General features: G+C 59.5%; 11 protein-coding genes and 5 tRNA genes. 12 read left to right on the forward strand and 4 right to left on the reverse strand.

The annotated features are described in order from the left end of the window. Positions 1 to 29: 29 nt before the first annotated feature. The 3 genes from HMPREF2751_RS06865 (at position 30) to HMPREF2751_RS06875 (ending at position 3,353) form a co-directional block, all read left to right on the forward strand. Positions 30 to 1,904: a DUF294 nucleotidyltransferase-like domain-containing protein gene (locus tag HMPREF2751_RS06865; protein WP_070595742.1), complete on the forward strand. Its 1,875-nt coding sequence runs from the start codon at positions 30 to 32 to the stop codon at positions 1,902 to 1,904. 7 nt (positions 1,905 to 1,911) lie between these two features. Beyond that, positions 1,912 to 2,499, forward strand: a complete 588-nt coding sequence (locus HMPREF2751_RS06870; RefSeq protein WP_048735364.1) for a 3'-5' exonuclease — start codon at positions 1,912 to 1,914, stop codon at positions 2,497 to 2,499. A 65-nt stretch (positions 2,500 to 2,564) separates the two neighbouring features. Then, entirely contained in the window at positions 2,565 to 3,353 is a 789-nt protein-coding gene (locus HMPREF2751_RS06875; protein ID WP_049172137.1) for a fumarylacetoacetate hydrolase family protein, read from the forward strand. A 40-nt stretch (positions 3,354 to 3,393) separates the two neighbouring features. Here the strand turns inward: HMPREF2751_RS06875 and HMPREF2751_RS06880 are convergent, their stop codons facing one another. Together HMPREF2751_RS06880 and HMPREF2751_RS06885 are read right to left on the reverse strand one after the other, a co-directional pair. Then, the gene (locus tag HMPREF2751_RS06880; protein ID WP_049172114.1) at positions 3,394 to 4,626 is read right to left on the reverse strand and encodes an isochorismate synthase; all 1,233 of its coding nucleotides are present in this window, start codon (positions 4,624 to 4,626) and stop codon (positions 3,394 to 3,396) included. Positions 4,627 to 4,682: 56 nt separating this feature from the next. Beyond that, entirely contained in the window at positions 4,683 to 5,405 is a 723-nt protein-coding gene (locus tag HMPREF2751_RS06885; RefSeq protein WP_070595743.1) for an SDR family oxidoreductase, read from the reverse strand. On the opposite strand from HMPREF2751_RS06885, the gene HMPREF2751_RS06890 reads away from it, so the two are divergent. Beyond that, positions 5,404 to 6,117, forward strand: coding sequence for a TIM barrel protein (locus HMPREF2751_RS06890; protein ID WP_241482426.1), 714 nt, complete (start codon positions 5,404 to 5,406; stop codon positions 6,115 to 6,117). The two genes, HMPREF2751_RS06885 and HMPREF2751_RS06890, sit on opposite strands and share 2 nt — an antisense overlap. Before the next feature lie 56 nt (positions 6,118 to 6,173). After that, a complete protein-coding gene (gltX, locus tag HMPREF2751_RS06895) occupies positions 6,174 to 7,661 on the forward strand; it encodes a glutamate--tRNA ligase (RefSeq protein ID WP_070595744.1) in 1,488 nt (495 codons plus the stop codon). Here gltX and HMPREF2751_RS06900 read toward each other — a convergent pair. Both HMPREF2751_RS06900 and HMPREF2751_RS10805 read right to left on the reverse strand, forming a co-directional pair. Further along, on the reverse strand, positions 7,645 to 8,853 hold the full coding sequence (locus tag HMPREF2751_RS06900; protein WP_070595745.1) for a hypothetical protein: 1,209 nt from the start codon (positions 8,851 to 8,853) through the stop codon (positions 7,645 to 7,647). The two genes, gltX and HMPREF2751_RS06900, sit on opposite strands and share 17 nt — an antisense overlap. Further along, positions 8,771 to 9,055, reverse strand: a complete 285-nt coding sequence (locus HMPREF2751_RS10805) for a hypothetical protein (protein WP_168163230.1) — start codon at positions 9,053 to 9,055, stop codon at positions 8,771 to 8,773. Before HMPREF2751_RS10805 ends, HMPREF2751_RS06900 begins: the two co-directional genes overlap by 83 nt. Before the next feature lie 297 nt (positions 9,056 to 9,352). Between HMPREF2751_RS10805 and HMPREF2751_RS06905 the strand changes: the two genes are divergently transcribed. The 7 genes from HMPREF2751_RS06905 (at position 9,353) to HMPREF2751_RS06935 (ending at position 11,554) form a co-directional block, all read left to right on the forward strand. After that, a tRNA-Gln gene (locus HMPREF2751_RS06905) sits at positions 9,353 to 9,424 on the forward strand. 39 nt (positions 9,425 to 9,463) lie between these two features. Next, positions 9,464 to 9,536 (forward strand) — tRNA-Glu (locus HMPREF2751_RS06910). A gap of 30 nt (positions 9,537 to 9,566) precedes the next feature. Beyond that, positions 9,567 to 9,638 (forward strand) — tRNA-Gln (locus tag HMPREF2751_RS06915). A gap of 49 nt (positions 9,639 to 9,687) precedes the next feature. Continuing rightward, positions 9,688 to 9,760 (forward strand) — tRNA-Glu (locus HMPREF2751_RS06920). A 76-nt stretch (positions 9,761 to 9,836) separates the two neighbouring features. Beyond that, positions 9,837 to 10,616, forward strand: a complete 780-nt coding sequence (locus tag HMPREF2751_RS06925; protein ID WP_048735404.1) for a tRNA threonylcarbamoyladenosine dehydratase — start codon at positions 9,837 to 9,839, stop codon at positions 10,614 to 10,616. Beyond that, positions 10,613 to 11,398, forward strand: a complete 786-nt coding sequence (locus HMPREF2751_RS06930; RefSeq protein ID WP_246823183.1) for a TatD family hydrolase — start codon at positions 10,613 to 10,615, stop codon at positions 11,396 to 11,398. The genes HMPREF2751_RS06925 and HMPREF2751_RS06930 overlap by 4 nt, the downstream gene beginning before the upstream one ends. An 83-nt stretch (positions 11,399 to 11,481) precedes the next feature. Then, a tRNA-Glu gene (locus tag HMPREF2751_RS06935) sits at positions 11,482 to 11,554 on the forward strand. The last annotated feature ends 111 nt before the right edge of the window (positions 11,555 to 11,665 follow it).

Raw genomic sequence — 11,665 nt, forward strand, 5'->3', positions numbered from 1 at the left:
GGGAGCAAAAATAGGGGATAATTGACCCCATGACCGTCGAGCTTGCGGAAATCGCAGACTTCCTCAGCCATACTCGCCCCTTTTCGGACCTCAACGATGAAGAGCGCGCGACTATCCCACCGCTTTTGACCATGCGCTATGCCCGTCGTGGAACGGAGATTATCCGGGCGGGTGCGGATAACAACAGCTGTTTCATTATTCGCTCCGGCATGGTGGATCTCTTTGACCCAGCTGGCACGCTGTTGGACAGGCGAGATGTGGGAGATCATTTCGGCTATTCGACGCTGCTGAGCAGTGACCCCTCGCTGTACACGATGACGGCAGTGGAGGACTGCGTATTCCTGGTGATCTCCAAGGAGGTCTTTGACCAGCTCAATGACCAGTTCGTAGAGGTCCGGCGCTATTACGGCGGTGAAAACGCGCGCATTCGCGCAGTGGCATCGAAGCTGCGGAGTACTGCGGCATCGGAGTCGTTGCGCACACGGGTTGCGGACCTGATGGAAACATCGCTGGTGACCTGCAGTGCTGATGCGACAGTACAAGAGGCGGCGCAGATTATGACGGAGCGGAATGTCTCCAGTCTGCTCGTGATGGAGTCTGCAGGCGCCAACCAGAGCTCGCTCGTCGGCATCATCACTGACCGTGACCTCCGTCGTCGAGTGCTGGCAGAAGCCAAGCCGGCGGAGAGTCTCGTAAGCGAAGTGATGACCGGGAACCCGGAAACTATCAGTCCCGACCTGCTGGTCTTCGAGGCCATGCTGCTGATGGCTGAGCGCGGTTACCATCATCTGCCGGTGCACGACGGGACGAGAGTGGTCGGCATGATTGTCATTGGTGACCTGCTGCGCAGTCTGCACACCGATCCCGTGTACGCGACGGCGACGCTGGCGCGGAAGAGCGATATCTCGGAGATTGCGGAGGTTGCTCAGAACGCGCGGCGGATTGTCGGCCGGTTTATTGACCGAGGTGATTCGGGGGAGGAGGTCGCCAAGCTGCTGACTGCCGTGGCCGATGCTGTCACCCGACGCCTGGTTGCGCTGGCGGAGGAAAAGCTTGGGCCGCCACCAGTCAGCTACGCCTTTGCGGTACTGGGTTCGCATGGGCGCGGGGAGATGGGGCTCGCGTCCGATCAGGACAATGCGCTTGTTCTCGCCGACGACTACGACGCCGACGCTCATGCTGACTATTTCGCCGCGCTTAGCGACGAGATTTGCACCAACCTCGACCGAGTCGGTTATCCGCTCTGTCCAGGGGACATGATGGCCAGCAATCCTGCGTGGAGGATGACCAAGTCGCAGTGGCTGCGCACGTTCCACGGGTGGATTACCGCACCGGAGGCGGAGGCGCTGTTACATGCACAGACCTTCTTCGACATGCGAGCGGTAGCGGGCGATGTGCAACTGGTAGAGGAATTGCGCGCGGCCTACCTACCGCTGGCCCAGGGGTCGCAGCGCCTGCACGCGCACTTGGCCAAGCTCTCGGCCTGGCGGGAGCCGCCGCTCGGCTTCTTCCGTGGCCTGGTGCTGGAGAAGGGCGGCGAGCACGCAGAGACCCTGGACATCAAGAAGGGGGGAACTGCTGCTGTGGTGCAGATGGCGCGCCTATTTACTGTGGCGGCCGGGCTGCCGCAGCTGTCCACGCGTGAACGCTTGGCGGCGAGTGCGGGTGCCGGAAGCGTGAGCCGTCAGGGTGCGCAGGATCTGGCGGATGCGTTCGAGTTCCTGTGCACGGTGCAGCTTCATCACCAGCAGGCCCAGTTCAACGCTGGCGAGCAGCCGAATAACCACATCTACCCGAAGCGTCTCTCCAGCTTGGAACGAGAACACCTGCGTGATGCGTTTGGTGTTATCCGCAAGTTGCAGCAGAGCCTCGGGGCGAAGTATCCCATCCGGGCGATGTCGTGAGCGCGCAATGTTGAAGTTTTTCAAACCCCGCAAGAAACTCTTGGACGCACCTATCCGCGACAATGCTTGGCTCGCGGTCGATGTGGAAACCACCGGTCTGGATCCCTCCAAAGATCAGTTGCTTTCCATCGGTTGGGTTGCCGTCGAAGGCCGCGACATCGTGCTGGAAGAGTCGGGTCACCTTCTCATTCGCCCAGAGCGCGAGGAGGTGAGCGTCGGCGAGTCGGCGACGGTGCATGGGCTTACCGACGACATGGTCGCAACCGGGGTAGAGGCAGAGGTGGCCGTCGGCAAGCTGTTAGAAGCTCTACGGGGACGGAAGCTGCTGGCGCACTACGCGCGGATGGAAGTTGGTTTCCTAGATCCGTTGTGCCGGAAGTACTTCGATGCGCGTTTTGATGTGCCGGTGGCGGACACTATGACACGTGAGTACGACGCGATTCTGCGGGCCAACCGTGAGCCGGTCCGTGATGAGCTGCGGTTGTGGTCACTGTGCGACAAGTACGGCATTCCCCGTTTTAAGGCCCATCACGCGTTCAACGATGCGCTGGCCTGTGCGCTGGTGTGGCTTGCGCAGGAATCCCGCGGAGTTTAGAGCGCAGAGTATAGAGAGTGGGGGTCGTTGCATAATTATCGCAATGTGACGTGTACCCTATTTTTATGCGTATTGCTCGAATCGCCCACCCAGAGGGCATGTGCTTCGCGCTCGTTGAGGGCGAAGGCAGTGAAGTTACTTTGCACGAAATCGAAGGGCACCCTTTCGGTCAGCTGAATAAGACTGGCCGTTCCTGGCCGCTTGCCGACGTACGTCTGCTCGCCCCAATGCTGCCGTCGAAGGTCATCGCTATTGGTCGTAACTACGCTGACCACGTCGCCGAGGTGTTCAAGAAGTCGGCAGAATCGCTGCCGCCGACGATGTTCATTAAGCCGCCGACGGCCGTCATTGGCCCGGAAGCGCCGATTCGCATTCCGGATTTCGCCACCAACGTCGAGTTTGAGGGCGAGCTGGCACTGGTTATTGGTAAGCCGTGCAAGAACGTCAAGAAGGAAAACGCTCACGATGTGATCTTCGGATACACCATCGTCAATGATGTTTCTTCCCGTGACCTGCAGTTTGCCGATGGTCAGTGGGCGCGCGCAAAGGGCATCGATACCTTCTGCCCGCTTGGTCCGTGGATCCAGACGGAGCTGGACTACAACGAGCTGCCGATCAAGGCGCACCTGACTCACGAGGGTGTTACCGAGACCAAGCAGGATTCCAACTCCAACCAGATGATTATGTCCATCCCGGAGATTATCGAGTTCATCACTGCCTCGATTACGCTGCTGCCGGGTGATGTCATCTGCACCGGCTCCCCGGCCGGTACCGCTGCGATGTTCCCGGGTGACCGCATCGAGATTGAGATCCCGGGTATCGGCAAGCTGGCCAACCCTGTGGAGCGGGCTTAAGCTGCCAGGGCTTAAGCTGCTAGGGCCTATGCGCCCTGGCTTAAGCGCCCTTAACTCCAAAAGCGCGGAGTACAGTGCCCATCTTGGCGCTGGTCTCCGTGACTTCTTCTTCTGGGTCGGAGTGCGACACAATGCCGCCTCCGGCCCATAGTCGTGCCACGGACCCCTCAGTGTCGATTTCGGCACAGCGAATGGAGACCACGAACTCACCGTCGCCATTCTCATCGCACCAGCCGACAGCGCCCGAGTAGAAGCCGCGGTTGGTCTCTACGGCCTGAATAACGCCGAAGGCGGATTCCGTCGGCGTGCCACAAATGGCTGGTGTCGGGTGCACCACCAGCGCCAAATCCAGCGCGGACAGCGACGGATCCTTCAACCGACCGCGGATATGCGTGGCCAAGTGCCACATCTCGGCGGTGCTCATCAGCTCGGGGCTGTCCGGAACATCCAGCGAACTGCACAGTGGCGCCAAGTTGTCGGCGATGTCGTCGACGACGAAGGCATGCTCGTCTAGGTTCTTGCGCGAGTCCGCTAAACGACGGGCCGACGCCCGGTCCACCTCTTCATTCCGGGACCTCGGCAGCGACCCGGCCAAGGGAAACGCCTCAACGATGTCGCCCGTACGGCGGACCAGCATCTCCGGGGAGGAACCGATGAGCAACTTGCCCTCATAATCGGAACCGGCGGGGGAGAGATCCACGACAAAGCCATCGCGGTTGGGGGATCCGTCGATAAGCCGCGATGCGAGTAGGAGCGGGTCAATCGGGGGATCGATTTCGAGTTCCACGGCGCGCGCGAGCACGACCTTTTCCAGCGCCGAGTACTCGATTGTGCGGATGGCTGCGGCGATGCGCTCAGCGTGCTCGTCGAGCGGGGGATCGTAAGCGACGATGTTGGCGTGGGGCTTCGGTGCGTTCCAACGGTAGTGCGCGGGTGGCTCCAGCGGCTGCGAGGAGCGGATGACTTCCCGGGGAACGGTCAGGGCGGCGGGCTTGTCCAAGTCGAAGGGCAATGCGCCGACTACCATCTTGTGAATGCCCGAGTGCAGTCCCTCGGCCGCGAGCCAGGGGTCGGAAATCTGCTCTTCAATACCTTGCGTGCGGATGGAGCCGTGCGCACGGGAGAGCAAAAAATCAGGAGCGGTGGTTGGGCGGGACGTGTCCCAGCGCGTCGAACGTTTCGGAGTCGCTGCAGGCTCGTTCGACGGGTGAGACTTTTCCTGCTGCTCTTCTTCGTTTCCGCCGCCCAGAGAGGGGTGGTTTTCCATGGACATAGCCCTAACCCGCCTCCTCAATCTAAACCCAGTTGTGCTCCAGTTTAAGGGGCAGGCTAACCCCTGCCCAAAAAGGGCATACCCGCAGCGGTAATCGTAAGCTGATCGATGACGGCACCTGCCGGCAGATTCGCGGCGTAGAGGAAAGTTTCCGCAGCCTGCTTGGCATCGAACATCGGCTCGCTGCCTGTGAACGTCCCCAACAGGTCAGTCTGCGCATTGCCAATATCAATGCGCGTTGCCGTGATGCCATACTCGCGTCCGTCGAGGGCAAGCACGTGGGTCATTCCGGCAAGCGCGCTTTTCGACGTCGCGTACGCCGCCGTGTGTGCTCTCGGCACCTGCGCTGCGATAGAACAATTGACCAGGATTCGGCCGCCCGCTTGCTCTGTCTTCCCCTCGCACCCCGCCTTCATCCGCGAAAAAGCCTCGCGTGCGCATAGGTACGAGCCGACCACATTCGTATCGATGACCGCCCGGAAGTCCTCAATGTCGGTCTCTCCGAACTCTGCGGGCGTGCCGGGCAGCCCCGCATTGAGCACCGCAACATCAATGGTTCCCGTAGCTACCTGCGCGTCCTCAAACATCGCACGGACCTGCTCGGGGTCGGTGATGTCACACCTGGAGAAGGTGATGTTGTCCGCTTCGGCGGCAACGGCCTCGAGCGCGTCGATACGCCTGCCGCAGATATGCACGTGCCAGCCATCGGAGGCGAAAGCCAGAGCAATTTCGCGACCAATGCCCGCGCCGCCACCAGTTACTACTACCGTTTTGGTCATGAGCACTATTATTAACTGTTCTACGGTCTACGCACACATGTCCCCGCACGACGCCGTCAACGCCGCGCGTGACGACGGCTACGCGGCCGTGGAATTCTGGTGGCCTTTTGACCTCGCAGTGCCCGCACCCGATGAGGTTTCCGCTTTTTGTGACCTCTTTGACGACAGCCTCGGTCTTTATGCCATGAATCTGTGGGGAGGGGACATGGCAGCGGGGCAGCGAGGAGTGCTCGATACGGATGGGCTGCCCGCGGGGCATCTGGAGGCAGTGAGCCAGATTGCGCGGGCCACTGGGCTGAAATGCTCGAACGTGCTGCTGGGGCGCTCGGGGGAGCTAACGAACTTGCAGGTGCAAAGACTGACTGAGATTACTGCCCAGCTGGAGCTCAGCGGGGTTCGCGCATTGATTGAGCCACTGTCCGGGATGAGCGATTATCCCATTACAGATCCCTGGCAAGCCGACGAGCTAGCGCAACAGACTGGTGCTGGTGTGCTCGCGGACTTTTACCATTTTGCAGCTAATGGCGTCGACGTGGATGCTTGGCTCGCTGATGTGGAGACCGGAAGAGTGAGCCTGCCGGCGCACGTCCAGATTGCCGATTTCCCAGGCCGCGGCGCGCCGGGCACCGGTGAGGCACCACTGCGCAGCTGGGTTGAGCGGCTGCGCGCCGCCGGATACGCCGGCGAAGTGGCCGGGGAGTGGGCTCTGTAACCCTATGCAAACCCTATGCATGCCTGCAGGTGGGAGGGCGGGTATCGTGGGAAAGCATGTCAGATGTTCGCGTACGCTTTTGCCCGTCGCCAACCGGTACCCCGCACGTTGGCCTCATCCGCACTGCCCTGTTCAACTGGGCATATGCCCGTCACACTGGTGGCAAGCTGGTCTTCCGCATCGAAGATACCGATGCCGCTCGCGACTCCGAAGAGTCCTATCAGGCAATCATCGAGGCCCTGAATTGGCTCGGTATTGACTGGGACGAGGGCATCGATGTCGGCGGTCCGCACGGCCCGTACCGCCAGTCGCAGCGCAAGGACATCTACGCCGATGTATTGCAGCGCCTCATCGACGCCGGTGAAGCCTACGAGGCCTTTTCCACCGCTGAAGAGGTTGAGGAGCGCCACAAGGCTGCCGGTCGTGACCCGAAGCTGGGCTACGACAACTATGACCGCAACCTCACCGAGGAGCAGAAGGAAGCCTTCCGCGCAGAGGGCCGTAAGCCGGTGATTCGCCTGCGCATGCCGGACGAGGACATTGTCTTCGACGACCTCGTGCGCGGTCGTATCGAGTTCAAGGCCGGCCTGGTTCCGGACTTCGTCATTGCTCGCTCCAACGGTGAACCGCTCTACACCCTGGTTAACCCGGTCGATGACGCCCTGATGGAGATCACTCACGTCCTGCGTGGTGAGGACCTGCTGCCATCGACCCCGCGCCAGATCGCTCTCTACGAGTCGCTGAAGCGCATCGGTGTCGCCAAGTTCACCCCGGAGTTCGGTCACCTGCCGTTCGTTATGGGCGAGGGTAATAAGAAGCTGTCCAAGCGTGACCCGCAGTCCAATCTCTTCATCCACCGCGATAACGGTTTCATCCGCGAGGGTCTGCTGAACTACCTGGCACTGCTGGGGTGGTCTATGGACGGCGACCAGGACATCTTCACGATGGACGAGATGGTCAAGGCCTTCGATATCCACGATGTGCTGTCCAACCCGGCTCGCTTCGATCAGAAGAAGGCCGACGCTATCAACGCGGACCACATCCGCATGCTCGATCCGAACGACTTCGAGCAGCGTCTGCGCACGTACCTGGAAAGCCACTTTGACTTCCCGGCCGACTACCCGGCGGATAAGTTCGCTTTCCTGGCAACGCTGCTGCAGACCCGTGTGAAGACGCTTTCCGACGCCTGGGACCTCTCGAAGTTCCTAGTTGTGGAAGAGGACGAGTTCACCTTCGATGAGCGCTCGGCACGCCGTAACTTCAAGGAAGACGCCGTCGCTGTCCTGGAGGCCACCATTGCAGCTGTGGAGCCGCTCAGCGAAGAGGACTTCGTCACCGAGAAGCTTGAAGCTGCACTTCAGAAGGCCCTCATCGAGGACCTGGAGCTGAAGCCACGCAAGGCTTTTGGCCCGGTGCGCGTGGCCGTGACTGGCGCTCAGGTATCGCCGCCGCTGTTCGAGTCCATGGAGCTGCTTGGTCGCAGCCGCAGCCTGGGCCGACTGCGCAAGGCGCTCGAGGTCACTCCTGTTACTGCTGCTCAGTAAAGAGCGCGAGCTGGGCTGAGCGAAGCAGGTTCGTGTAAGAGCCCGCTTCCTTGCCCACCTTCTGCGGGTCGCGGTTCAGCATATTCATGGAGGTTTCGCGGTAATCCTTGACCAGCGACCCCATGTGGTTGTTGAAGAACTCGTGCCAGTCGGTTCCCCAGTGGACCGTGCCGTCCTCGTTTTGCTTGAGCGGTGCGGCAAAGGCGTACACGAGCGGGTAGATGAACCCGTCTGGAATCGCGTAGCCGATGGGCTGGCGGTAGAACTTCGAGTACTTCTGTGGAGTCTTGCCAGTCCGCGGATTCTTCTTATTGGCCTTGTCAACAGCATCGATGCCGCCGAATTTACCGCCGCTTTTGTTGTAGAGATCGGGTAGCTCTGCGTTGATGCGCTCGAAAATATCGATGAAGTCACGCGTGAGGTTCAATGCGCTGCGGACCTTCTCGTTGTAGAGAACAACCTCTTCGGTGCGCTCATTGATGCTTTCAGTGCTGGGCTTAGTGACCTCCGGTGAGCTCATGACATCCTCGAAGCGGTCAAGCAGCTTGGCCTTGCCGGAGTAGAGGCTGGTGGGGGTCGGTGCTTCAATCTGCTTCCCGTCGGCATCCTTCGGCAGGTCAATACAAGACAGCGGAATCCACGCCATAGCGATGACATCGCCCACCTTTAGTCGACCAGTATCGTTGGTGCGCCACTGCACGTTGTCGCTAATTCCCTGAGGCAGAGCATGCTTCAGATCGTCAAAGTAGCCTGCGCGATTGAGCTTTGCTTCCGCCTTGAGCTCCGCATTGTTGTTGCGGGCGGCACAGATATCGAGCAGAGCATCGGAGAAGTCCTGCACAGTGTCCTCGTCCCGAGCACCGGGCACGAGTACCTCTACCGGAACACGGGCATCGAGCTCGGTGAGGCTTTCGTCGGCAAGCAATTCCTCAATTTCTCCCGTACGCGCCGACCAGACCTCCTTCATTTCGGACCACGTCTTGATTTTGCGGCTAGGTGGTGGAGTGAGCTTGCCCAGAACGAACAGTGCGATAGCCAGCGAGTTGTGACCGCCGTCGAGGATGCCTTCGATGCGACGGTTGCTGAAGGTGAAGCGGTAGAGATTGTCTTCACTGGTGAACTGAGTGGAGGCCAGGAGCACACCCTTGGACTTGTAGGCGAAGAGCTCCGGCGTGGTGTCGATGGTTTCCATGATGGCATCGGTGATGCGGCCGGTGCGGGGACACGCGTGGGTTGGCGTCGAGGTTGAGGGCCGAGATGATTTTCGCGAACTGACGGATAGTGACAGTGCCGATGACGCGACCGATGGTGCCGTTCATTTGCTCCGTGATGTCGGAGAACTCCAGCTCGAGCGTGATGGGGGCGGATGTTGCCGTCGTTGTTGGGGAAGTCATGGTGCCTGCCTTTCAGGTCTGGTTTTTTGGTGTGTGTCGGCTGTTTGCCAGCCGCTTCACCACGAAGTGTCTCCTGAAGGGCGGATCAGCTTTGAGCTGCGATCGAATGGGCTTTCGATCTGGGACTGCGTTAGTTATATGCATTGCATTAGTTATGCATTAGCTATGCGCACTGCTGAGGTGGGCTGTGGGGAACTCGCGAATTTAAACGAACCTTTGACAACGAACCTTTGACCAGGTGATTTGCTCTTGTTCACGCCAATTGGCTATATTATTCCTCGTTGCGTTCAGCAGCGATGGCCTATGGTGTAATTGGCAACACAACGGTTTCTGGTACCGTCATTCTAGGTTCGAGTCCTGGTAGGCCAGCGGAATTCGCTCACTCAGTTGGGTTGGATTCAGTTCTAAGCCCCGTTCGTCTAGCGGCCTAGGACGCCGCCCTCTCACGGCGGTAACACGGGTTCAAATCCCGTACGGGGTACAAAGACAGCGTGAAAACGCCAGTCTTTATTGGCCTATGGTGTAATTGGCAACACTACGGTTTCTGGTACCGTCATTCTAGGTTCGAGTCCTGGTAGGCCAGCAGTGAAGAAGTTCATTGTTGAATGTATTCACTAACTGCAAAGTTCTAAGCCCCGTTCGTCTAGCGGCCTAGGACGCCGCCCTCTCACGGCGGTAACACGGGTTCAAATCCCGTACGGGGTACAAAGTTACTCCCCAGTCAGTCGGCTGGGGAGTTTTTGTTTTTTAAGAATCGAGGCGACTATGACCAGGGGCGACTATGACCAGTGAACGTTTCGCACGACTGAAGCTTCTCCTAGGGGAGGAGGGGCTAGAAACGTTAGCTGAATCTACCGTCATGGTTGTCGGACTCGGAGGCGTGGGGTCGAGTTGTGCCGAAGCTCTTGCCCGAGGCGGCGTGGGCAACCTCATCTTGATCGACGGTGATGTCGTGGAGCCGAGCAATCTCAACCGTCAGGCGCTGGCTTTTGTCTCCACGATTGGCCGGGTCAAAGCCGAGGTCATGGAGGCGATGGTTGCCGATATCAACCCGGATTGTACGACCTATGCCCGCCAGATTTTTCTCACACGCGAAAACCTGGCGGAGACCTTCGAGCAGTTCCCGCGTCCGGATTACATCATCGACGCTATCGACGATGTCACCGGCAAGATTGAGATCGCGCAGTGGTGCGCGGAAAATCGTGTCCACCTCATTTCCGCTATGGGCGGCGGAAATAAGCTCGACCCAGCTCGGCTGACCTTCTCGAAAATCAATAAGACAAAGGTCTGTCCGCTGGCGAAGGTCGTCCGTCAGGTGTGTATCCGCCGACGCATTCGCGGTCTTGAGGTGCTGTACTCATCCGAAGAGCCAGTGAGAATTGCGGACAAGGGCAGCGGTACCAAGGCGGAAACCCTCGGTACCATGAGCTACATACCGCCAATCATGGGGCAGATGCTGGCCGGAAAGGTCATTCGCCGTCTGCTCGGGTTCGAGGAAACCCCGCTGGCCCCGCGCATCGGCGGTCCGGCCGACGAAAACCAGCCACCAACGGAAAAATGATGCGGCTCATCGATACCCACTTTCACTACGATTTCCTGCCACCGGCTTCGCGCGAGTGCTTCAAAGCCGATATTGCGCAGGAAGGCGTGGAGATCATCGCGCAGACAGTCCGCCCCTCCGGATTTGTCGAGCTAGAGCGCGAAAATCTCCCCATGGCCGCAGTCGGCTATCACCCGTGGTATATCGACGGCAACTACGAGCGCGAGCTTGAGATATTTCGCGAGGCCCTTCCACACACCCGTTTCGTCGGTGAGATCGGCTTGGACTTCGCGCCCCGCAGGCTTGACGACGTTCCCGCCGAGACTCAAATCCATGTCCTCACCGGCATCCTCGATGCTGTCCAAGCTTCGAGCCAGCCGCATATCCTGTCCATTCACACAGTCCGCAGCGCCGATACGGTGCTTGATCTGCTGGAACCACGCTTGGACTCCGGCAAAGGGGTAGGGCTCGGTCAGAATCTCGTGCCCATCTTTCACCGTTTCGGTGGCACCAACGATGAGCTGACCAGGCTTATCCGAGCCGGTGGCTACATCTCCGTCAATCCGCTCATGCTACGGACCAAACGCGGACGGGCCTATGTGTCGCAGGTGCCCGTCGATAGGCTCTTGCTGGAAACTGACCTTCCGCACGAGCCTGGAAGCGGCTACGCGGCGGAGGTGGTTTCTGCAGAGGTCGTCGCGGCCTTGCGGGACACTGTCGCCGAAGTTGCGGCGCTGCGAAGAATGGATGAAGCGGAGCTTAAAAACGCACTGGCAAAAAATGCGAAAGCGCTTGGAATTTAGCGCCTTGACCGGGCGATTTGCAGTTACTATCCACGTCTAGTGTATTGTTTAACAAGTCCGCAGCGCGCGGATGAAAGTTCTAAGCCCCGTTCGTCTAGCGGCCTAGGACGCCGCCCTCTCACGGCGGTAACACGGGTTCAAATCCCGTACGGGGTACAAAGATATACAGAGACAAGAGCCTTCACTCGTAATCGAGTGGAGGCTTTTGTCTTTCTGCTCACCCCTCCACCGCGGCGGGTTAAGTAAAGAAAAGTGTGTCTTTTCCGG

The sequence above is a fragment of the Corynebacterium sp. HMSC063G05 genome (assembly GCF_001810555.1).
Taxonomy (GTDB): Bacteria; Actinomycetota; Actinomycetes; order Mycobacteriales; family Mycobacteriaceae; genus Corynebacterium; species Corynebacterium jeikeium_D.

Coding starts and splice junctions, on each gene's coding strand:
- HMPREF2751_RS06875 (WP_049172137.1), top strand. CDS start 2,565: ATGCGTATTGCTCGAATCGCCCACCCAGAGGGCATGTGCTTCGCGCTC.
- HMPREF2751_RS06900 (WP_070595745.1), bottom strand. CDS start 8,853: ATGGAAACCATCGACACCACGCCGGAGCTCTTCGCCTACAAGTCCAAG.
- gltX (WP_070595744.1), top strand. CDS start 6,174: ATGTCAGATGTTCGCGTACGCTTTTGCCCGTCGCCAACCGGTACCCCG.
- HMPREF2751_RS06925 (WP_048735404.1), top strand. CDS start 9,837: ATGACCAGTGAACGTTTCGCACGACTGAAGCTTCTCCTAGGGGAGGAG.
- HMPREF2751_RS06885 (WP_070595743.1), bottom strand. CDS start 5,405: ATGACCAAAACGGTAGTAGTAACTGGTGGCGGCGCGGGCATTGGTCGC.
- HMPREF2751_RS06930 (WP_246823183.1), top strand. CDS start 10,613: ATGATGCGGCTCATCGATACCCACTTTCACTACGATTTCCTGCCACCG.
- HMPREF2751_RS06880 (WP_049172114.1), bottom strand. CDS start 4,626: ATGTCCATGGAAAACCACCCCTCTCTGGGCGGCGGAAACGAAGAAGAG.
- HMPREF2751_RS06890 (WP_241482426.1), top strand. CDS start 5,404: ATGAGCACTATTATTAACTGTTCTACGGTCTACGCACACATGTCCCCG.
- HMPREF2751_RS06865 (WP_070595742.1), top strand. CDS start 30: ATGACCGTCGAGCTTGCGGAAATCGCAGACTTCCTCAGCCATACTCGC.
- HMPREF2751_RS06870 (WP_048735364.1), top strand. CDS start 1,912: ATGTTGAAGTTTTTCAAACCCCGCAAGAAACTCTTGGACGCACCTATC.
- HMPREF2751_RS10805 (WP_168163230.1), bottom strand. CDS start 9,055: ATGACTTCCCCAACAACGACGGCAACATCCGCCCCCATCACGCTCGAG.